Annotated in this window: 16 protein-coding genes and 1 tRNA gene; 14 read left to right on the top strand and 3 right to left on the bottom strand. The window is 67.4% G+C overall.

Annotation, left to right across the window (positions count from 1 at the left end):
- Positions 1-4 precede the first annotated feature (4 nt).
- From tagF to IED13_RS21340, 3 genes are read left to right on the top strand one after another with little or no spacing between them, the layout of a single operon-like run.
- Entirely contained in the window at positions 5-715 is a 711-nt protein-coding gene (gene tagF / locus IED13_RS21350) for a type VI secretion system-associated protein TagF (RefSeq protein WP_191125397.1), read from the top strand.
- Positions 716-725: 10 nt separating this feature from the next.
- The gene (locus IED13_RS21345) at positions 726-1,535 is read left to right on the top strand and encodes a PP2C family protein-serine/threonine phosphatase (protein ID WP_038358330.1); all 810 of its coding nucleotides are present in this window, start codon (positions 726-728) and stop codon (positions 1,533-1,535) included.
- Positions 1,532-3,601: a protein kinase domain-containing protein gene (locus tag IED13_RS21340; protein ID WP_191125396.1), complete on the top strand. Its 2,070-nt coding sequence runs from the start codon at positions 1,532-1,534 to the stop codon at positions 3,599-3,601. The genes IED13_RS21345 and IED13_RS21340 overlap by 4 nt, the downstream gene beginning before the upstream one ends.
- A 63-nt stretch (positions 3,602-3,664) precedes the next feature.
- On the opposite strand, the gene IED13_RS21335 is transcribed toward IED13_RS21340, so the two are convergent.
- The 3 genes from IED13_RS21335 to IED13_RS21325 all read right to left on the bottom strand — a co-directional run bounded on the left by IED13_RS21335 (position 3,665) and on the right by IED13_RS21325 (position 7,462).
- Positions 3,665-3,943, bottom strand: a complete 279-nt coding sequence (locus IED13_RS21335; protein WP_191125395.1) for a hypothetical protein — start codon at positions 3,941-3,943, stop codon at positions 3,665-3,667.
- A 90-nt stretch (positions 3,944-4,033) separates the two neighbouring features.
- Positions 4,034-5,836: a transglycosylase SLT domain-containing protein gene (locus IED13_RS21330; protein WP_191125394.1), complete on the bottom strand. Its 1,803-nt coding sequence runs from the start codon at positions 5,834-5,836 to the stop codon at positions 4,034-4,036.
- A 66-nt stretch (positions 5,837-5,902) separates the two neighbouring features.
- Positions 5,903-7,462, bottom strand: coding sequence for a methyltransferase domain-containing protein (locus IED13_RS21325; RefSeq protein ID WP_191125393.1), 1,560 nt, complete (start codon positions 7,460-7,462; stop codon positions 5,903-5,905).
- 352 nt (positions 7,463-7,814) lie between these two features.
- On the opposite strand from IED13_RS21325, the gene IED13_RS21320 reads away from it, so the two are divergent.
- The 11 genes from IED13_RS21320 to IED13_RS21270 all read left to right on the top strand — a co-directional run bounded on the left by IED13_RS21320 (position 7,815) and on the right by IED13_RS21270 (position 20,324).
- A complete protein-coding gene (locus tag IED13_RS21320) occupies positions 7,815-10,016 on the top strand; it encodes a caspase family protein (protein ID WP_191125392.1) in 2,202 nt (733 codons plus the stop codon).
- Between the two features lie 669 nt (positions 10,017-10,685).
- Positions 10,686-10,759: transfer RNA gene (locus IED13_RS21315), tRNA-Gly, on the top strand.
- 257 nt (positions 10,760-11,016) lie between these two features.
- On the top strand, positions 11,017-11,865 hold the full coding sequence (locus tag IED13_RS21310; RefSeq protein WP_260368353.1) for an ABC transporter substrate-binding protein: 849 nt from the start codon (positions 11,017-11,019) through the stop codon (positions 11,863-11,865).
- A gap of 199 nt (positions 11,866-12,064) precedes the next feature.
- Positions 12,065-12,898, top strand: coding sequence for an amino acid ABC transporter permease (locus IED13_RS21305; RefSeq protein ID WP_191125390.1), 834 nt, complete (start codon positions 12,065-12,067; stop codon positions 12,896-12,898).
- Between the two features lie 11 nt (positions 12,899-12,909).
- On the top strand, positions 12,910-13,740 hold the full coding sequence (locus IED13_RS21300; protein ID WP_191125389.1) for an amino acid ABC transporter ATP-binding protein: 831 nt from the start codon (positions 12,910-12,912) through the stop codon (positions 13,738-13,740).
- Between the two features lie 17 nt (positions 13,741-13,757).
- Positions 13,758-14,600, top strand: a complete 843-nt coding sequence (locus tag IED13_RS21295) for an ABC transporter substrate-binding protein (RefSeq protein ID WP_113253594.1) — start codon at positions 13,758-13,760, stop codon at positions 14,598-14,600.
- 70 nt (positions 14,601-14,670) lie between these two features.
- Positions 14,671-15,543 (top strand): polysaccharide deacetylase family protein, encoded by an 873-nt coding sequence (locus IED13_RS21290; protein WP_133563457.1) that lies wholly within the window; start codon positions 14,671-14,673, stop codon positions 15,541-15,543.
- Positions 15,544-15,670: 127 nt separating this feature from the next.
- Positions 15,671-17,125 carry an amidohydrolase family protein gene (locus IED13_RS21285; RefSeq protein WP_191125388.1) on the top strand — a complete coding sequence of 485 codons (1,455 nt, stop codon included), beginning with the start codon at positions 15,671-15,673 and terminating at the stop codon, positions 17,123-17,125.
- A gap of 78 nt (positions 17,126-17,203) precedes the next feature.
- Positions 17,204-18,109: a LysR family transcriptional regulator gene (locus IED13_RS21280; RefSeq protein WP_191125387.1), complete on the top strand. Its 906-nt coding sequence runs from the start codon at positions 17,204-17,206 to the stop codon at positions 18,107-18,109.
- Positions 18,110-18,308: 199 nt separating this feature from the next.
- The gene (locus tag IED13_RS21275; RefSeq protein ID WP_191125386.1) at positions 18,309-19,610 is read left to right on the top strand and encodes a Zn-dependent hydrolase; all 1,302 of its coding nucleotides are present in this window, start codon (positions 18,309-18,311) and stop codon (positions 19,608-19,610) included.
- 54 nt (positions 19,611-19,664) lie between these two features.
- Positions 19,665-20,324, top strand: coding sequence for an aspartate/glutamate racemase family protein (locus IED13_RS21270; protein WP_191125385.1), 660 nt, complete (start codon positions 19,665-19,667; stop codon positions 20,322-20,324).
- The last annotated feature ends 2 nt before the right edge of the window (positions 20,325-20,326 follow it).

Below are 20,326 nucleotides of genomic sequence, written 5' to 3'. Positions count from 1 at the left end.
CACGGTGGCCTGTGGCCTCTTCGGCAAGCTACCTGCCAAGCGTGACTTCATCGCGCTGAACGCTCCCTCCGGCTTCCTCGGGCCTTACGAGAAATGGCTGCAGGGCGGCCTGACCGCGAGCCGATTGGAACTCGGCAACCGCTGGCAGGAGGCTTATCTCAACGCTCCGATCTGGCGCTTCTGGCTGGGCGGCGCGCAGGCCGGCGGGCAGACGGTCGCGGGCGCCTTCATGCCCTCGGTCGACGGCGTCGGCCGCTATTTCCCGCTGACCGTCCTTGCTGCCGCCGGCCCCGGCGCAGCCATTCCGCCGCCGGAACTCGACCCGCAGGATCCATGGTTCGAGGCGGTCGAGGATTTTCTGCTGCAGGCGCTCGATCCGGAAGCGAGCTACGAAGCCGTGGCGCAAAGGCTGACCGCCCTGCCCGTCCCCAATGACCACCTCCTCGCCGCCCCGCCGCAGGACATGGTGCGCCTTTCGGATGGCACCATCGTCAGCGCCGCGACCGCTGCCGGCTTTCCCGAGCGGCTGGCGGCCCTGCGCATCGAGGATCATGCCCGTGCCTATGCTCATGCCTCCTATCTCTGGACAATCGGCGGGCCGAATTTCGAGCCGCTGGCGCTGACCGGTCAGGCCCTGCCCGACCCCTATCTTTTCTCCGGCCTGTTGACGGGTCGTTTCGATGCCCATCTCGAACCCAAGCGCGTCAGCTCATGAGGGTTGCGCCATGAACGAAGCCCCACGCGAGGCCTCAGACTTCGAGACCGGCTGCATCAGCCATACCGGCAAGGTGCGCAAGGCGAACGAGGACAACTTCATCCTGCGGCCGGAAATCGGCCTCTGGGCGGTCGCCGACGGCATGGGCGGGCACGAGAACGGCGCGCTTGCCAGCGCGACCGTGGTCGCCGCGCTTGAAGCGGTGGGCGCGGCGGGCTCGGCGCCCGATCTGCTGGCGATGCTGGAAGACAGCGTGCTCGGCGCCAACGAGACGCTGCGCGAGGAGATCCGCAAGCGCGGCGCTACCATGGGCGCGACGCTGGTGGTGCTGCTCGTCCACCGGCGCCATTTCGCCTGTGTCTGGTCCGGCGACAGCCGCATCTATCTCGTCCGCTCCGGGCAAATCACCCAGATCTCGCGCGACCACACCGAGGTCCAGGACATGGTCGACCGCGGGCTGCTCACCGCCGAGGAGGCGAAGCGCTCGCCGCGCCGGCACGTCATCACCCATGCCATCGGCGTGCACGAGACGCCCGAGCTCGATATCGAGAGCGGCGAAATCGCCGATGGCGACACCTTCCTCCTCTGCTCGGACGGGCTGACCGAACATGTCGCGGATACCGAGATCCTGCGCGCCGTCGAGGCCGAGAGCGCCCAGGCCGCCTGCGACGCCCTGCTCGCCCTGACGCTCGAACGCGGCGCGCGCGACAACGTCACGATCATCATCGTCCGCTATCGACAAGGCCAGGCCGAACGGACACGCTGGATGCCGAACCGGCGCATGGCAGGGAGCAGCACGCCAGGGAGTAACACGCCATGAGCGACGACTCCGAGCGCACCGTCATCGCGCCCCGTGCCAATGCCCGCATCGGCACGAAGCTCAACGGCATCTACGAGATCGAGAGCCTGATCGCGGTCGGCGGCATGGGAGAGGTCTATCGCGGCCGCGCGATCCAGACCGGCGATGCGGTCGCGATCAAGATGATCCGGCCCGAGATGGCCCGCGACGAGGCGGCCCTCGCCCTGTTCCGGCGCGAGGCGGCGGCCCTGCACAACCTCTATAACGAGGCCATCGTCCGCTACTACGTCTTCACCATCGATCCGGTGACGGAATCGCCCTATCTCGCGATGGAGTTCGTCGATGGCCAGCCGCTTTCCGAGCGCATCAAGGAGCGGCCGCTGACGATCGAGGAAGCCGACATCCTGCGCCAGCGCGTCGCGCCGGGGCTGCATGCCGCCCACCGGCTCGGCATCATCCACCGCGACATCTCGCCGGACAACATCATCCTGCCGGGCGGCGATCCTTCGCGCGCCAAGATCATCGATTTCGGGATCGCCCGCTCCAGCATCCTCGGCGAGGGCACGGTGATCGGCTCCGGCTTCGCCGGCAAATACAACTATGTCTCGCCCGAGCAGCTCGGCCTCTATGGCGGCGAGGTCTCCGGCCGCTCGGACATGTATTCCTTCGCGCTCGTGCTGGCGCAGGCGGTGACCGGACACGCCATCGACATGGGCGGCAGCCAGGCCGACATCCTCGACAAGCGCCGCCGCCTGCCCGATCTCTCGCAGGTCGCCGCCAGCTTGCGCCCTCTGCTGGCGCGGATGCTGGCACCCGACCCGCAAAATCGCCCGGCCGACATGGCCGAAATCGCCGCCTGGCAGCCGCAGCCGGTCGGCAAGAAGGCCGCAGCGGCCGCCAGCCGATCAGCCAGCAAGCAGGCGCGTTCACCGCTGCCGCTGGTCGCCGGCATCGCCGCGCTCGCCCTGCTGGCCGGCGGCGGCTTCTATGCCTGGACGGCCCTGAGGCCGGCCGAAACCAGCCAGGCCGCACGCCTTCCGGCCAATTCCCCGCCCCCGCTCTCCGAACCGCCACCTTCCGGCCGAACCGAGTCCCTCGGGGGCAACCCGCCGGCTCTGACCGAGACCAGGCCCGAAACCGCGGCTTCGGGACGGAGCGATTCCGGTGACCCCAAGGCCACGCCGGACAATGCGAGCCCGCCACTCTCCTCGCCCCCGCAGACGACGCAGCAGAAGCCGGCCAATGGCCAACTTGCTGTCGATACCGAAAACGGCACGCAGCTTCCGCCCACGCCGCCGGTGGCGCCTCCCGTCAGGCCGCCCGCGATCACGCCCCCGCCTGTCTCGCCGCCCGGTGTCGACACCAAGCCCCCGGTGAAATCGCCGGTCGCCATCAACACGCAGAAGCCTCCCGGCGAAAATACGAATCCCCAGCAGTCTCCGCCGATCGTGAAGGAACCCGATGCGCGCACGCCGGCCGAGCGAATCGAACGCTTCGTCCGCGACTATGACGGCGGCTCCTGTTTCTTCCTCTGGCCGATCGATATCGGCGATCGCAAGGCCGTGCTCGAAGGCTTCGGCAGCGGCACCGAGCCTTTCGTCGCCTTCGACAGCACCTTCAAGGCGGCGCAGGGCTTCGAGGCACAGATCAACCTGCGCCCGCTGACCAAGGCGCAGTGCCCCATGGCCGATTTCCTGCGCCAGCCCGGCCTCGCGATCGATCGCAACGTGAAGCTGCAGATCGGCTCGTTCAACATGAAGAGCGGCGAGGTACTCAACGGCTCAGTCGAGGCCGGCGGCGGCCTCAATCTCGATGTCGTGCTGATCGGCGATGACGGCCTCGTCTACAATCTCGCGAGCTTCATGAAGCGCGAGGGCGACAAGGTGAGCTTCAACCTGAAGCTCGAATCGACCGGCGGCGCGGCCCGCCCGCAGACGGTGCTCGCCCTCGTCAGCCAGGAGCCGTTGCCGGCGCTCTCCGGCCCCAACCCCTCGCCTGCCGGCGACTTCTTCGGGAATCTCAAGCTCGACCTCGCCCGCCAGACCGGCAAGCTCGGCCTCGGGGTCAAGTATTTCCGCATCGAGTGAGGAAGCGCGACCCCGTCATTGCGAGCCAAGCGGAGCAATGACAGGGGTGCGCGACCGGCGCCCTCACATCTCCCGGTAGAGCACGCCCCACTCGTCCTGCCAGACGCCCGCCACGTCCTCGACCACGATCGGAGCCCTGATCTCGTTGGCCAGGCGGATCGCGGTGCGATAGGCGTCCTTGGCAGCCATCTCGTCGCTGACGAAATCGTTGACGAGATGGCCCGCCGCCAGCTTCGCCGGGCAATGGACCCGGCCGAAAGCCTCGCCGCCGCGCTCCGACAGGCTGAGCGTGATCGCATCGGCCTGCGGCCCGTCCACCTGTTCAAAACGATTGCCGGCCATGGTCGTCACTCCTTCCCGAGCCCCGGCCCCGCGGGGAATGAAACGCCGCGCGCGGGATTGCCCGCGGCGAGAGGCACACGATCAAGGCCATCACCTCTTCAGCTGCGGCCGGGCGATGCCCGCCCCCATCGTCGGCCTGACCGCGCTGTAGCGGTCGAGCCTGATCTTGATCATATCGTTGAACTTCTTGTGGACCTCGGAGACCGAGAGCGTCTTGGTCTCGCCGCCGGCATCGACGTAGAAGATCGGCCGGTTGGCCTGCGCCGGCTTCGGCAGGAGCTCCGCGGCCTTGACGCCCGGCGTCTCCTCCATCGTCTCGATGAAGGTCTGCGCGGCATCGGGCCCAAGGAAATGGATCAGGTAGATCTCGCCGCCGGTGAGATGGCGGCCGAGCGCCCGCTCGAGCCGCAACGTGTCGCGCTTGAGCATCTCCGCCGCCAGCAGCGCCGAGATATAGGGTTCGCGCCGCATGTCGAGGATGCGCTGGCGCTGCGAGGAATCGGTGACGACGAACTGCCGGCCGGACTTGCCGATCAGCTTGGTTTCCGCCACGAGCCCGTGCTTCGCGCCGAATTCGTAGATCACGCCGAGCCAGGTCTGCTCGATGAACTGGTAGAGCCCGGTCGCCGAAGAGGTCTGCGCCTTCACCGCCGTCGAGAACGAAGATTCCTTGTCCGCGACAGCCATCAAGAGCGTCGGATCGGCACCGACGACCTTGCTCGCGCGCACGATGGTGTCGACGAGATGACGGCGGATCTTGATCGGCCCGAAGGTCAGGACCTGGTCCGGGTCGCCGCTGGATATCATCGGCGGCGGCTGCGGCGCTCCGCTTGGCGAGGCCGGCCCCGCCGGCGCCGCCGGCGCCGGCACACTGCCCTGCGCCTTGGGTGGCACCAGGAGGATGTTGGACGGCAACTGCAACTGGTTGACCGGGATCTGCTGCGTCGGCGCGTCGTCCTGCGCCTTGATGTTGGCGAGCGAAGGATCGTTGTCGAGCGCGAACTGGGCCGCCTGCCGCGCGCCCTCCAGATCCTGCTCGACGGAGGAGAGGATCAAGGACGGCCGCGCCGGGGCATCCTTCAGCGCCGGGACCACCTGCTCCGAAGCGAATTCGGTATTGTCCGGCGGCCTGTCCTGCTGCTGCAGCCTTGCATAGGCCAGCCCCACGATGGCCGCGACGACACAGACGACGCCCGCCGCAATGCCCGCCATCGCCATGCGGCCCGAGAACGCCTTCTTCGGAGCGGCAGCGGGAGCCTCGGGCTCCGGTCGCGCTGTCCGTGGCGCAGGCGGCGGAGATGGTGATGACGGCTGCGGCGCCTTCGGCATCGCCGGTTCGCGCGGCAGCGGTGGCGCACGCGGAACATTGGCCTCGGCGACCGGACGGGGCAGCGGCGGCGGGGCTGGCGGCCGAGGGACAGGCCGTTCCGGCGCCTGCGGCCGCATCGGCAGGACGGCGGCAGAAGCGACTTGCGGCTCGCCCCTGCCGGTCACAAGTTCGCGCAAGGCGGGGAGCCAGGAGGGACCGCCCTTTTCGCCGAGTGCGGTCAACTCGTCGACGAGGCGCTTGGCTGCGAGCTGGGGCAGGCCCGCCTCGCGGGTCAAGGCCGTGACAGCCGCCTTCGCCGATGGCTCGGCCATTAGCTTCACGGCGAAGAACCAGCGCTGCAGGGAGATGCGCCGGCTCTCCAGCGGCGTGCCGGCCGCCGGATGGATCATGTAGTTGCAATGGTTGCAGGAAAAGCCGCGCAGCTTCGGGCGCGGCTCGAAGGTCGCCGGCCGGCCGCAGGCCGGGCAGGCCATGGTCGTGCCGCCATGGCGCAGGCGCATCAGCGCTGCGAGGCAGGCTTCCTCCGGAAACGCGACTTGGAATTGCCGGAAGCGCTCGCTCATCCCGACGATCCGCGCTCCACCTCACATTGACGCAAGGTTACGCCGCACCGCTGCGCGCGACAATCGTCAGCCATGGAGCAGCCCGAGCCGCGCCACGTCCTTGAGATGCATCGCAACCTCTTCCGCCGTCGCCCGCTCGGGCAGGCCCGGCTCGACGATGCTCGCTGCGCGCGCCTCGCCGAAGAAGGCATTCATGTCGGCGAGCAGCATGCGCTGGTCGCGCGAGCCATCGAGCAGGCAGATGAATTTCCGCACCACGGCACTGTCGAGCAGCACGGTGCGGTGGCGCAGATCGGTCACCTCGGCCGCATTCGCGGCCTGCCAGCGCGCGACCCGGCTCGCCTGCGGCCTTTCGGTGATGATGGTCGTGAGCGGAGGCGGTTCGAGCCTGATATCGAGCAGCCCAGCCTTGAAGATCGCGGTCAGTGCCTCTTCCAGCCGCGCGGTCTCGCGATCGCGATCGAAACCCGCTCCCGCCTCGGCGGCGGCAACGTCCAGCGCCTGCGCGACGAGATCGGCATAGGCCATGTTCGCCGGCCAGGCCGCTCCCAGGATTCTCAAGGCCGCCTTGCAGGCCGGCAGATCCACCGAGAGCTTGACGCCTTCCGCAAAGGCGAAGCGCTCGACGCCCGGCCCTTGCTCCTCCGCGTCCTCCTGCACCGGCTGGACATCCGCGGCAAGGCAATAGGGCCGTAACGAATCCGCCCTGACGCCCCGGCGCAGCGGCACCTGCGCCCGGCACAGCAACGTCTCGCGGAAGGGCCGGCCGATCAGCAGGTCGATGGTCTGCTCGCGCCGCAGCGGCTGATCGAGGGGAATCTCCGCCAGCATCCGCTGCGCCGGCCCCTTCGAGGCGCCGTACAGGTTGGGAAATGAGGCCTCCGCCAGGAATTGCAGGCCGTGCCGCACGCCGGCATCGAGCACCTCGTGCAAGGCGAAAGCCCGCGCGATCGGATTGAGATCGTCGTGGTAGAGCACGTTGTCGGCGAGTTCTTCGATCTGCTGCAGCCGCTGGCGCAGAATGGCGCCGTGATAGTTCTCCGGATCGCTGGCCTCGGCATAGGCCTTGAGCGCCGCCCGCGCGACCCGCACCCGCTCGCGCGGATCGGCGATGTGGCGCGTCTCGAACAGCATGATATCGCGCGCCATATCGCGGAAGCGGCAGCCCGGCAGCGCGTTGTAGCTGACATAGGCGACGCCCTGCGGCGCCAGCAGCTCGCCGAACAGGGCGATGATCCGCTCGCGCACCGGGTCCGGCACCCAGGAATAGACGCCGTGGACGATGATGTAATCGAAGGCGCCGATCTCGGCCGTGACAGCGAGGATGTCGCGCTGCTCGAAGGCGATGTTCGACAGCGCGAGCTCGGCTGCCCCGGCATTCGCCTGCCGGATCGAATCCCCGCTCAGGTCGATGCCGAGGAAGCGGCTTCCGGGATGTTGCACCGCCATCGGGATCAGGTTGCCGCCGCGCCCGCAGCCCAGTTCCAGCACCCGCATCGCCTTTGGCGACGCCGGCTGCATCCCGTGGAAATGCGCGATCGTCGCCAGGCGCGACGGGTGCGTCTGCGCAAAGGAATGCGCCGGATAGGCCACCGCGTCGTAAGGGTTGATCGCTGGATCGCTCATCATCGCGACCCGCATTGCAGCCTATGGCCGCGTGCTGCGCTTCATCCATTTGAAGGAGCGTCCGGCGCCATCTCCCAAGGCGAGGCCAAGCAAGGCGCAGGCCTATGGCAAAAACATCACAATACGCCGCCTTCGGTTGAGACAATGCCCTAGGGTCAAAGACCAAGCTTCCGGAAACACTCGGCAATATCCAGCCGGCCGCGAATAGCAACGAGCCTCTGCCCGGCCTTGTTTCGGCTTGCTTCGCCTGCGGTGGAGCGCAAGCTCCATCATATGGCGGATGCCGTCGGGAATCGCAGACGCCACACAAGTCCTTGCGAGTCGTTTCGCTGACACCACAAGGGACACGAGGATGCGGATCCAGGCCTGGGCTCACGCGTTTCTCTGCGTCATGGCGGCGACGGCCTTCGCGGCCTTCGGCCTGGGCGCGACCCCGGCCTTCGCACAGCAGAAGCGCTACGCCTTCGTTATCGGCAACGGCGCCTATGCCAACGTCACCAAGCTCCCCAACGCCCTCAACGACGCCAGCGCCACCCGCGCCATGCTGCAGGATGCCGGTTTCGACATCACGCCCGCTCTCGACCTGTCGCTCGCCGGCTTGCGCGGCGCGCTCGACGTCTTCATCGACAAGGTCAGGAAGAGCGGTCCCGATACGACGGCGCTGGTCTATTATGCAGGGCATGCCGTCCAGCTCGACGGCGCCAATTATATCCTACCCACGGATATCCGCCCCGAAACCTCAGCCAATATCCCGAGCCAGGCGCTGTCTCTGAGCGAGATCCTGCGCCGTCTCGATGGCGCCGGCGCCAAGTCCAAGATCGCCATTCTCGACGCCTGTCGCGACAATCCCTTTGCTGGACGCGAACTGTCCCGCGGCCTCGCCCTCCAGATCGTCGACGGTGCCAATGACGGCGTCCGCAGCGAGGCCGGCCTCGCCCGCGTCGATTCCGGCAGCGGCACCTTCGTCGCCTTCGCCACCTCTCCGGGCTCCGCTGCGGCCGACGGCACCGGCCCCAACAGCCCCTTCACCACGGCCTTCCTGAAGGAGGCCCGCGAGCCCGGCCTGCCGGTCGAGCAGATCTTCCGGCGCATCCGCCTGGCGGTCTATGACACGACCAACGGCGTCCAGATTCCCTGGGACACCTCTTCGCTCATCACCGAATTCGCCTTCTTCCCGCGGCAGGCCAGCGCCGCGCCGGCGCAGACAGCCATGGCCGGCAATGTGCCGCTCGCGGCACGCCCGACGCCAGCCGCGCTGCGCGGGATGTCGCCGGCCGACGCCACGCGGACCGCCATCGCCTGGGACCGGCAGGACATCTACGGGACGGTGCTCACCGCTGATCTGGACGACCAGAGCGCCCTGCGCCTGCAGCGCATCCTCTCCCAGCGGACCGAGGAACGGGCCTGGGCCGAGACGGTGCTGGCCGGCGACGCCGAATCCTTCAAGCTCTATGCGCGGCTCTACCCGGTGTCGTCGCATGTCCAGGCCGCCATCCGGCTCGCTGAAGCGGCCCCGAGCCGCAACCGCGTCCAGGTCGCACAGACCTGCCCGGTCTGCCCGGCCCTGCCCGCGCAGCCTCGCATGCGCCGCGCCGATTACACACCGCGCGGCGTCGCCCCGGCCCACAGCTTCCCGCGCCGGGCGCCGGCCTACACGCCGCCGCTTCCCCCGGCACAGCAGCAGGCGATGGCGCCGGCCGTGCCGATGCTCCTGCCGGAACGGCCGCGCTGGACCGGCTTCTATGTCGGCGGCTCCCTCGGCGCCGGGCGCCAGAACGGGCGAACCTCGGTCGCCGGCCCCTATGGCAGCCCGACGGTGATACCGAGCACGAACACGACGACAACTGCGACAACAACGGCGACAACAACAACGACCACCAATCTTCCGACCTCGTCCTTCCCGACGACGCAGACCACCGTCACAAATACGACCGTCATCACGAACACGACCGTCTTTGGCGCCCCGGTTCCTGCTCCCAGCGCCATCGATCCGGCAGCGCTGCCCGGCCGGCTGTCGCCGGACGGCAACGGCATGGTCGGCGGCGCGCAGTTCGGCTTCAACTACCAGATCGGCGCCGTGGTGATCGGCGCCGAGACCGACCTCTCCGCCACCCGTCTGGGCGGAAGCCAGAACGCTTCCGCCAATCCCGGCGGCACGCGCTTTACGACCAAGGCGGAAACCGAACTCTCGATGCTTGGCACGGTCCGGGCCCGCGCCGGCTTCGTGCTCGGCGATTTCCTGATCTACGGCACCGGTGGCTATGCCTACGGCCTCCTGGACCAGAAGGGCTTGATCACGCCGGACAATCCGGCCGCAGTCTCAGGCGCCTCCGGCTCGCGCTCGCCGCTGGCCAGTGGCTGGGCCCTCGGCGGCGGAGTCGAATATGCGATCCTGCCCGGCACGACGATCCGGCTGGACTACACCCACTACGACCTTGGCAACCAGAAGCTTCCCCTGCGAGACTTCACGGGGCTGGCGCCCGGCCAATATGCATCCATGCGCAGCCGCACGACGGGCGATATCCTCAAGGCCGGCTTCAACTTCGGCTTCTGAGCGAGCGCGAACCAAGCTGCACTCCCCTGCCTCTCCGTCGTGGGCGGGCCGGGTCCGCAGCGGCAAGCGCATTCATGCCGGCAGCGCCGCCTGGATGACCAGGGCGCCGGCTCATGCTCGATCCAGACGATCCTTATCCAGGCGATCCTTGGGCATGCGCCAGTTGGGTTGATCCAGCCCGGCGATCCTGCGAATCATTTCGCGCCTCTCCTCCAAATAGGGGATGTTTTCCGCCATCCGTTCTGAAACGCTTCAGGCGCGGCGCTGGAAATCAAGTGAATGAAACCCGGAAGCAAGCTTTCTGCAGCACTTCGGCGTGCCAGGATCAGGCGTGCGAACGCCGTCACGGAGACGTCACGGGATCGGATGCCTCCGAAAGCTCCCTATTTGCGGCTGATCGTCGTGAACAAGGCGATGGCCGGCACTGAGGCGAGGCCTGCATCAGGCGGTTCGCCGGCTCTTCAAAGCGACCGATCCCAGCTCGACGGACACATCTGACGCTGCCTGCCCAGCCGCGGTTGCGTTTTCCTGCAGCATATCCGTTCCGGCCACTGGCGGCCGTTCTTCGGCCCCGGCACGCCATACAGGTGCAGAAGCCGGTCCGAGAGCCGGAACGCGCGAGCTGGACGCTTGACTTCCACTGCCATGATGGGGAATTTGGCGCCGGTCGCGGGTGTAGCTCAATGGTAGAGCAGCAGCCTTCCAAGCTGAATACCCGGGTTCGATTCCCGGTACCCGCTCCAGCTTTCCGATCCCCTTGATTTATCCGGCTCATGGCGAGCCGGCGTGCCTCAGGGCCCGCCGCGTCATATAAGCGCGCCGAATAGCGGCCGGACATAAATCATAGCCCGACGCCACCGGCTCGCGCCCCGTTCCGAAACGCTCCCGCTAAGATCGCCGCGGCGCCACAACGGCGCCCGCCTGCGGATCGTTCTGCCTTCGCGGCCGGCGATCTCGCAAGCCGACAAAACGGGGAACGACGATGACCGCCTGGATTTCAGTGAACCGACATCTTCCGGCAACCGCCCTGGCAGCGGCGCTCAGCCTCGTGGCCGCAGTGCCGGCCGCCGCTCAGCAAGCCGGCATCGCGCCGCCCGCCGCGCTCAAATCGGCCGGGCACATTGTGGTCGGCATCGAGAGCACCTATCCGCCCATGGCCTACAAGGACCCGAAGACGAGCGAGCGCATCGGCTTCAATGTCGAGCTCGTCAACGCGATCGCCAAGGAACTCGGCGTCCCGGTCAAATGGGAGGAGATGAGCTTCGAGCAGCTCATGACCTCACTGACCACCGGCCGCATCGACATGATCGGCACCGCGATCAGCGATCTGCCCTCCCGACGCGACAAGCTCACCTTCGTCGACTACCTCGCCACCGGCGCCCAGCCTTTCGCGCTGGCGGCCAAGGCGGGCGAGTTGAAGGGCAATGTCGATCTCTGCGGCAAAACCGTCGGGGCCCCGCGCACCACGAGCTACATGCCGGTCACGGTGGCGTGGAGCGAGAAGAACTGCGCCGCCGCGGGCAAGCCGGCGATCACCGTGAACGGCACGGCGGGCGCCACGGCGACGAGGCTCGATCTCAAGCAGGGCAGGCTCGACGCCGCCGTGCTCGGACCCGAATACGTCGCCTATCTCATGGCGGATGAGCCGAACACCTATGCCTTCGTCGGCGAGCCGCTGAACAAGACGCTCTTCGGCCTCGCCTTCGAGAAGAAGAACACCGAATTGCGCGACGCCGTCGCCAAGGCGACTGCGGCCGTCATGAAGAACGGCGCCTACCAGCAGGCCTTGAAGAAGTTCGGCCTCGAGCGGCAGGCCCTTCCCGAACCCTCCATCGACGCCGGACAGTGAGCGGGCTCTTGGGCGACGGCCCGTGAAGGCCGTCGCAGGCTCCGCTTATAAGGCAGGCGAATACAGCAGCGGGATAAATCATAGACGCGCCATGGGAAGCCGCCTCGCAAGCCGGTTCCCCTCCGGTAAGATCGGACAGCGCCCCGGCATGCCCGCGCCCGCTCATCGCCTTCCGACGACCTGAAGCCATCGAGGCAAGATGATCGCTGAATCCGACAACCTCATCATCGTTCCCCGCCGGCATTTCGGCAGGATCATCGGCGCCGCCATGGTTTGCCTCGCGCTGGCCGCGATCGTGCGCGCCTTCGCGGTCGGGCAGATCGAGTGGAACTATGTCGCCGAGTTCCTGACCGTCCAGGCCATCATGACCGGCCTCGTCAACACCATCGTCATGGCGATCCTGGCGATGCTGCTCGGCATCGCGCTCGGCGTCGTCTTCGCGGTGATGCGGTTGTCAGCCAATCCCGTGCTCTCGATGACGGCGGTCGGCTATATCTGGTTCTTCCGGGCCGTGCCGGCCCTGTTGCAGCTGCTGCTCTGGTTCAATCTCGCGCTGGTCTTCCCGACCATCGGCATACCCGGCCTGTTCTCGTTCAAGACCGTCGAGGTGATGACGCCCTTCGTCGCGGCACTGCTCGGCCTCGGCATCCAGCAGGGCGCCTTCACCGCGGAGGTGGTGCGCGCCGGCCTGCTCTCCGTCGACAACGGCCAGTACGAAGCGGCCCAGACGCTCGGCATGACACGGCTCAAGCTGCTGCGGCGGATCATCATGCCTCAGGCCATGCGTGTGATCGTGCCGCCGATCGGCAACGAGTTCATCGGCATGGTGAAGCTCACCTCGCTGGCGAGCGTCATCCAGTTCGCCGAGATCCTGCACAGCGCGCAGAACATCTACTACGCCAATTCGCGGGTCATCGAGCTGCTGATCGTCGCCGCGATCTGGTACCTGGTCGTCGTCACCGTCCTCAGCCTGATCCAGGGTCGGATCGAGGCCTATTACGCCCGCGGCGTCGCCGCCCCGGCGCAGCGCTGAGGGCTGGCACGATGACCGACATCCTGACCCAGACCGCCCTCTCCGAAGTCCGGACGGTCGACCCCGACCATCTCGCCGGCGCCCCGCTCGTTCTTGCCCAGAAGGTCGAGAAGCAGTTCGGCACACTCAAGGTGCTGAAGGGCATCGACCTTGCGATCCCCAAGGGCGAGGTGCTCTGTATCATCGGCCCCTCCGGCTCGGGCAAGAGCACCTTCCTGCGCTGCATCAACCAGCTCGAGCGCATCGATGGCGGCGCGCTCTGGGTCTCCGGCGAGCGCGTCGGCTACCACCGCGAGGGCAACAAGCTTTATGAGCTTGACGATGCCGCCATCGCCCGCCAGCGCCGCTCGATCGGCATGGTGTTCCAGCGCTTCAACCTGTTCCCGCATCTGACAGCCCTGCAGAACATCATCGAAGGACCGGTGCAGGTGCTGGGCGAGTCGGCCAGGGAGGCGACCGCCCGGGCGCTCGCCCTGCTCGAGCGCGTCGGCCTCGCCGACAAGCGTGACGCCTATCCCTCGCAGCTTTCCGGCGGCCAGCAACAGCGCATCGCGATCGCCCGTTCGCTCGCGATGCGCCCCGAACTGCTGCTCTTCGACGAGCCGACCTCGGCGCTCGATCCGGAACTGGTCTCGGAGGTGCTCAAGGTGATGCGCGATCTCGCCGAGACCGGGATGACCATGATCTGCGTCACCCATGAGCTCGGCTTCGCCCGGGATGTCGGCCACCGCGTCGCCTTCATGGACCAGGGCCAGATCGTCGAGCTCGGCGATCCCCGCTCGGTCCTGGTCGATCCCAAGGAAACGCGCACCAAAGCCTTCATCAACGCCGTCAGACACTGATCAAAAAGGGGAAAGCCATGTCGAAGACATCCATCCTGCTCGGCCTGTCGGCCATCGCGCTCTGCGCCGCCACGGGCCTCGCCCAGGCCCAGAGCCTGCCGGCACGCATCCTCGAGAAGAAGACGCTCTCCGTCGCCAATGTGCCGAACTACCCGCCGCTGGAGTTCAAGGACCCCAAGACCGGCACGCTGACCGGCCTCGACATCGATCTCGGCAATGCGATCGCGCAGAAGCTCGGCATCACCATCAAATGGGAGGAGATCAGCTTCGAGGGCATGATCCCGGCGCTGACCACCGGCCGCGTCGACATGATCCTGTCCGGCATGAGCGATCTGCCGAGCCGTCGCGAAACGCTCGACTTCGTCGATTATCTCGCCTCCGGCGCGCAGTTCTACACCAATGCCGACCGCAAGGACGAGTTCAAGAACCTCGCGGACCTCTGCGGCAAGAAGGTCGGCGCCAGCCGCCGCACCTCCTTCCCGAAGGAGATGGAAGGCTGGAGCAAGGAAAACTGCGAGGCCAAGGGCAAGCCTGCACTGCAGATCGTCGGTACGGAAGGCTCGGCCGACGCACGCACCCAGCTCCGGCAGAAGCGGCTCGACGCCGCCGTCCAGGGCAGCGAGACCCTGCCCTATCTGATGGGCCAGGAGCCGGGGAACTACGCGATCCTGGGGACGCCCTTCACCACCGTCTACCAGGGCCTGGCCTTCGCCAAGAAGGACACCGAACTGCGCGACGCCGTCGCCAAGGCCTTCGCCGAAATGCTCGCCGATGGCAGCTATGCCGCCGTGCTGAAGAAATGGGAGCTGGCCGACGCCAAGGTCGACAAGCTCATGATCAACGGCGAAACCAAGAACTGAACCCGAGTACCAACCGCTCCCATCGCGCCCCGCTCCGAGGTGGGGCGCTTTCTCGCGAAAGACGCCTGTCATGCTGACCGATTTCCCCCACCGCATCGCCAATCTCTCGGACCCGGCCCCGGACTATCCCTGGCCGGCCGGTTACCGATGCGCGGTGTTCCCCGCCTTCGACGTCGACGCCGAGACGGCCTGGCTGCAATACGACGCCAAGAACACCGACCGGCTGGTGACGCTCTCCTTCGGCGGTTACGAGGAGCGGGTCGGCGTTCCGAAGATCCTCGATCAGCTCCGCGCGATGGAGATCAAGGCGACCTTCTTCATCCCCGGCTGGGTCGTCGAGGTCCATCCCGGGATGTGCGAGGCCATCGTCAAGGACGGGCACGAGGTCGGCCATCACGGCTACTCGCATAAGCGGCCCGACCCCGCTGACTTCGCCGTCGACAAGGAGGAGATCGACAAGACGCTCGATATCTTCAAGCGCATCCTCGGCGTCACGCCGGTCGGCTACCGCGCGCCCTCGGGCGAGAACTATGACGAATTGCTCGGCTATCTCCGCGAGAAGGGCATCGTCTACTCCTCCTCCTTCCGCGACGACATCCGGCCCTATCGCCACACGCTGCGCGACGGCTCGAAGGGCCCGGTCGAATTGCCGGTCAACATGTCCTTCGATGACTGGCTCTACGGCCTGTCGCAGCGCTTCAGCCCGCGTCCGATGTTCCCGAAGGAGCATGTCCTTTCGATCTGGAACGACGAGCTCGACCAGACCCGCGAATGGGGCGGTCTCGTCTCGATGGTGATGCACCCGCAGGTTTCCGGCCGCCCGATGCGCATCGGCATCATGCGCGACTTCCTGGCGCGGGCCCGCGGTTATGGCGATGTCTGGATCGCGACCGGCAAGGAGATCGCCGAGCATTTCCTCGCGCAGGAAAAGAAAGCCGGCTGAGCCCGGCCATTCTCGCTCCGCCGTCATCCCGGGCGGAGCGAAGCGGAGACCCGGGATCCATGCCGGAACGGCTCAGGCATGGATCCCGGATCGGCGCCGCTGACGCGGCTTGTCCGGGATGACCTCGATGAGCAGGACCAGCGACCGCATCATGATCACCCGCATCCGCAACGCCGACATCGTCATCGCCTATGATCCGGCCTCCGACGACCATGTCTATCGCCGCAATCTCGATGTCGTCTTCGACCAGGGCGGCATCCTGCATCTCGGCGGTGGCTTCACGGGCGAGGTCGCGCGCGAGATCGACGGCGCTGGCTTCATGGTCATGCCCGGTCTCGTCGACATCCACTCCCATCCGTCGAGCGAGCCCGGCAACAAGGGCATGACCGACGAGGTCGGCACGCCGAAGCTCTACAACTCGTCGCTCTACGAGTTCCTCTGGCTCTTCCGTGCCGATGCCGAGGGCATCCCGCATCTCAACCATGTCGCCTGGTCGGAACTGCTGATGTCCGGCACCACGACACTGGTCGACCTCTCCTTCCCGAGCGAGGGTTGGCTCGACCGCGCAGCGGCCTCCGGCCTGCGCATGGTCATGGCGCCGATGTACCGCAACGGCCGCTGGTTCACCCGCAACGGCTATCAGGTCGAATACGAGCTCGACGATGCCGCCGGCCGCAAGGCGATGGAAGACGCCTTCAAGGTGATCGACGCCGCGCTCGCCCATGAATCCGGCCGGCTCTCCGGCCTCGCCTGCCCCGCCCAGATCGACACCTGCACGGAGGAGCTGTTCCGCGCCTCGATCGCCGCCGCCAACGAGCGCAACATCCCGATCCAGACCCATGCCGGCCAGTCGATCAGCGAGTTCCACGAGATGGTCCGCCGCAGCGGGCTTTCGCCAATCCAGTGGCTGGACAACGTCGGCTTCCTCGCGCCCAACGCCTCGATCGCCCACGCCATCTTCCTCGACGACCACCCCTGGGTGCGCTGGCCGACTAGGACCGATCTCGCCCGGCTCGCCGAGACCGGCACCTCGGTGGCGCATTGCCCGACCGTCTTCGGCCGCCGCGGCTTCACGTTGCGCGATCTCGGCCGCTACCTGAAGGCCGGCGTCAATATCGGCATCGGCACCGACACCTTCCCGCACAACATGCTGGAAGAGCTGCGCCATGCCGGCGTCTATGCCCGCATCACCGGCGAGAGCCATGCGGTGGTGACGACCGGACAGGTCTTCCGCGCCGCGACGCTGGGCGGCGCCAAGCTGCTCGGCCGCGACGACATCGGCCGCCTGGCCAAGGGCGCGCAGGCCGACCTCGTCATGGTCGACCTCACCCATCCGATGATGCGCCCGACGCGTGATCCGCTGAAGAGCCTGATCAACGCGGCCGCCGACCGCGCCGTGTCTCATGTCTTCGTGCAGGGCAAGCAGGTCGTCGCCGACGGCAAGGTCCTGACCATGGACTATCAGGCCGCCTCCGATGGGCTGGAACAGGCGCAGCGGCGCGCGCTCGCCAAGGCCTCCTCGCTCGACTGGGCCGGGCGCTCGGTCGACGAGCTCTCGCCGCCCAGCCTGCGCTGGGCCTGAGCACGTCTCAAGAGTCAGAAAGCTGGCATATGATTTGCTGACCGAATAGTGTGGGCACACTCTATTTGGACCGATCATATGAACCTTCGCCAGATCGAGCTTCTGCGGGCGGTCGTCCGCTGCGAGACGACGGTTCGTGCTGCGCAGGAACTGGGGCTGTCGCAGCCGGCCGTCAGCAACGCGATCAAGCATCTCGAAAGCCAGGTCGGCTTCCCGCTGTTCGAGCGCGTCAACAACCGCCTGTTCCCGACCGCCGAGGCGCGCACGCTCTACGAGGAATCCGAGCCGATCTTCACCCTGCACGCGGCCCTCGAGGCGAGGGTGCAGGACATCAAGGAGAATCGCGCCGGCCATATTCGCATCATCGCGACGCCGCCTCTGGGCTATGGCGTGCTGCCGGCAGCGCTGCGCAATTTCCTGGTCAAGCGACCGAAGGTCAGGGTCTCCTTCGACGTCCGGCGCTTCGAGCATGTGCTGGAAAGCGTCGAGAACGGCACGGCGGAGCTCGGCTTCGTCATGGGGCTGGACGATGATCGCGGGCTCGATGCCGAGACGTTCTTCACCGGCAACATGGTCTGCGTCATGCGTCCGGACCATCCCATGGCGGCCAAGGCCACGGTCACCCCGGAGGATTTGCGCGAGGTGCCCTATATCGCACTCGAACAGGGCACCCGCATGGGCACGATCGTCCGGCGGGCCTTCGCCCAGGCCGATGTGCCCCACCGCTTCTCCGTCGAGGTCCGCTACTGCAACACGGCTTGCGTGCTGGCGGAAAGCGGCGTCGGTGTCGCCGTGGTCGATCCGCTCTCGCCGGTCTTCAGCGGCCATTACGACCTCGCCATCCGACCCTTCGCGCCCGCGTCCCGGGTGACCGCCTCGGCCGTACGCTCGCGCAAGCGCCCGATCTCCCGCGCCGCCGATGCCTTCCTGCGCGAGGTCAGGCTGATCGCCGCCGAAACCGCAGCCAAGCTCGGCCCCGGCTGAGCGCGCGCGTGCTATTCAACGCACGAATGACACCCCGGAAATCCGCATAGATGGCACCATTGTCTGGCCAGGCACGCTGGCCCAAGGTTTGGTGCCGGCTGCCGGCGACACGTATCATGAGACACCGCGCAGGCTCGATCACCGCCGCTTCACGGCTGGGCGCGTGATGGGGCCGCAAACCACAGCCCACCGGATCGAGATGACTGCAACAGCCAGGACGCCCCACGCTGATACGGCGATCGCCCAGGCCGTCGCCGCCCAACGCGAATGGGTGGCCGCCCTCTTCGATCGGCTGGCTGCCGGCAGCCGCGACGAACCCGGCGTCACGCGCGACACCTACGGCGCAGGCGAGGATTTCGGCCACCGCCTGCTGGCGGAACACGGCAAGGCGCGCGGGCTCGCCGTCTCGCATGACTTCGCTGCCAACAGCTATGTCACCCTGCAAGGCCGCGACGCCTCGGCCCCGCGCATCCTGATGGGCTCGCATCTCGACAGCGTCCCGCATGGCGGCAATTTCGACGGCGCGGCGGGCGTCGTGGCCGGGCTCGTCGTCATCGAGACCTTGCGCGCGCTCGGCATCGCGCCGCGCTGCGACGTCACCGCCATGGGCGTAAGGGCCGAGGAAAGCGTCTGGTTCCAGGTCTCCTATATCGGCAGCCGCTCCGCGCTCGGCACGCTGCCGGATGGCGCGCTCGAAGCGAAGCGCATCGACGATGGCCGCGTGCTCGCTGCCAGCATCGATGCCAGTGGCGGCGATTCCGCCGCGATCCGCCGGCGCGAGCGCCATCTCGATCCCGCCACGATCCGGGCCTTCCTCGAAGTCCATATCGAGCAGGCGCCGAGCCTCGTCGAATCCCGTTTGCCGGTCGCGATCTGCACCGGCGTGCCCGGCAATTTCCGCTATCCCGATGCGCGCATCGTCGGGCGGCACGACCATGTCGGCACACCCCGCCGCTTCCGCCGCGATGCCGCGATGGCCGGTGCCGAATTCGCGGTAATGCTCGACCGGCTCTGGCAGGAGGAAGAGGCCAACGGCTTCCCGATGGCCGTCACGCTCGGCCGCTTCCACACCGATCCCGCCGTCCACGGCCTGACGACGGTTCCCGGCAGCTTCGCCTTCAGCCTAGACGTGCGCGCCTATGATCCCGCCGTGCTGGAACGCGTCGAAGCGAAAATGCTGGCGGAAATCCGCGAGATCGAGACGCGTCGGCGCGTCACCTTTGAATTAGGCGCGCGCGCCAGCGCCGCCGTCGGGCCGGTCGATCCGGTCATCGTCGCCGGTCTAGAAGCCGCAGCCGCCCGGCAGGGCATCGCGACGATGCCGCTCGGCAGCCCGGCATCGCATGATTCCGCTGCCTTCGCCGCCGCCGGCGTGCCCATCGCCATGCTGTTCGTGCGCAACGAGCACGGCAGCCACAACCCGCTGGAGGCCATGGAGATCGACGATTTCCTTGCCGCCTGCACCATCCTGGCCGATTGGGTGATGCGTGAGGTCGCCTGAATCGGCGCGCAATGCCATGCTGAACCACAGGCCCGCCACTTCGGATCATCCGCGATGAATCGCCGCCCCCGCATCCTCGTCATCAACCCCAACTCCAACGAAGCGGTCACGGAAGGGCTGCGGCAGGCGCTCGTGCCGCTCGCCTTCGCCGAGGGTCCGGAGATCGTCTGCGAGACGCTGGCCGAGGGACCGATCGGCATCGAGACGCAGGAGCATGTCGAGAGCGTGACCCTGCCTTTGCGCCGCCGGGTCGAGGCCGCCAACGACGTCGATGCCTTCGTCATCGCCTGCTATTCCGATCCCGGCCTGCACGTCGCCCGCGAGGGCACGGCCAGCCCGGTCTTCGGCATTGCGGAATGCGGTGTGCTCACGGCGCTGACGCGGGCGGACCGCTTCGGCGTCATCGCGATTAAGTCGCGCTCGATTCCGCGCCATCTCCGCTATCTCCGCCAGATGGGGCTGATGGACCGGCTGGCGGGAGAGCGGCCGCTCGAAATGTCGGTGGCGGAGAGCGCCTCCGGCGAAGGCACGCTGGCACGCATGATCGCGATCGGACGGGAGCTGCGAGACGAGGACGGCGCCGGCGCCATCGTGATGGGCTGCGCCGGCATGGCGCGCCACCGCAGGCCGCTGGAAGATGCCCTCGGGATCCCCGTGATCGACCCGACGCAAGCCGCAGTCGCCATGGCGATCGGCACGCTGATGGTGCGCTAGGA

It is taken from the genome of Allobosea spartocytisi, assembly GCF_014764685.1.
In the GTDB taxonomy this organism is placed as follows: domain Bacteria; phylum Pseudomonadota; class Alphaproteobacteria; order Rhizobiales; family Beijerinckiaceae; genus Allobosea; species Allobosea spartocytisi.
Note: the sequence above shows the minus strand (reverse complement) of the source record. Positions and strands in the feature narration are given on the sequence as shown.

Excerpts from the sequence above, each read along its gene's own strand:
- IED13_RS21345 (WP_038358330.1), top strand. The coding sequence starts at position 726 with ATGAACGAAGCCCCACGCGAGGCCTCAGACTTCGAGACCGGCTGCATC.
- IED13_RS21340 (WP_191125396.1), top strand. The coding sequence starts at position 1,532 with ATGAGCGACGACTCCGAGCGCACCGTCATCGCGCCCCGTGCCAATGCC.
- IED13_RS21335 (WP_191125395.1), bottom strand. The coding sequence starts at position 3,943 with ATGGCCGGCAATCGTTTTGAACAGGTGGACGGGCCGCAGGCCGATGCG.
- IED13_RS21330 (WP_191125394.1), bottom strand. The coding sequence starts at position 5,836 with ATGAGCGAGCGCTTCCGGCAATTCCAAGTCGCGTTTCCGGAGGAAGCC.
- IED13_RS21325 (WP_191125393.1), bottom strand. The coding sequence starts at position 7,462 with ATGAGCGATCCAGCGATCAACCCTTACGACGCGGTGGCCTATCCGGCG.
- IED13_RS21320 (WP_191125392.1), top strand. The coding sequence starts at position 7,815 with ATGCGGATCCAGGCCTGGGCTCACGCGTTTCTCTGCGTCATGGCGGCG.
- IED13_RS21305 (WP_191125390.1), top strand. The coding sequence starts at position 12,065 with ATGATCGCTGAATCCGACAACCTCATCATCGTTCCCCGCCGGCATTTC.
- IED13_RS21300 (WP_191125389.1), top strand. The coding sequence starts at position 12,910 with ATGACCGACATCCTGACCCAGACCGCCCTCTCCGAAGTCCGGACGGTC.
- IED13_RS21295 (WP_113253594.1), top strand. The coding sequence starts at position 13,758 with ATGTCGAAGACATCCATCCTGCTCGGCCTGTCGGCCATCGCGCTCTGC.
- IED13_RS21290 (WP_133563457.1), top strand. The coding sequence starts at position 14,671 with ATGCTGACCGATTTCCCCCACCGCATCGCCAATCTCTCGGACCCGGCC.
- IED13_RS21285 (WP_191125388.1), top strand. The coding sequence starts at position 15,671 with ATGAGCAGGACCAGCGACCGCATCATGATCACCCGCATCCGCAACGCC.
- IED13_RS21280 (WP_191125387.1), top strand. The coding sequence starts at position 17,204 with ATGAACCTTCGCCAGATCGAGCTTCTGCGGGCGGTCGTCCGCTGCGAG.
- IED13_RS21275 (WP_191125386.1), top strand. The coding sequence starts at position 18,309 with ATGACTGCAACAGCCAGGACGCCCCACGCTGATACGGCGATCGCCCAG.
- IED13_RS21270 (WP_191125385.1), top strand. The coding sequence starts at position 19,665 with ATGAATCGCCGCCCCCGCATCCTCGTCATCAACCCCAACTCCAACGAA.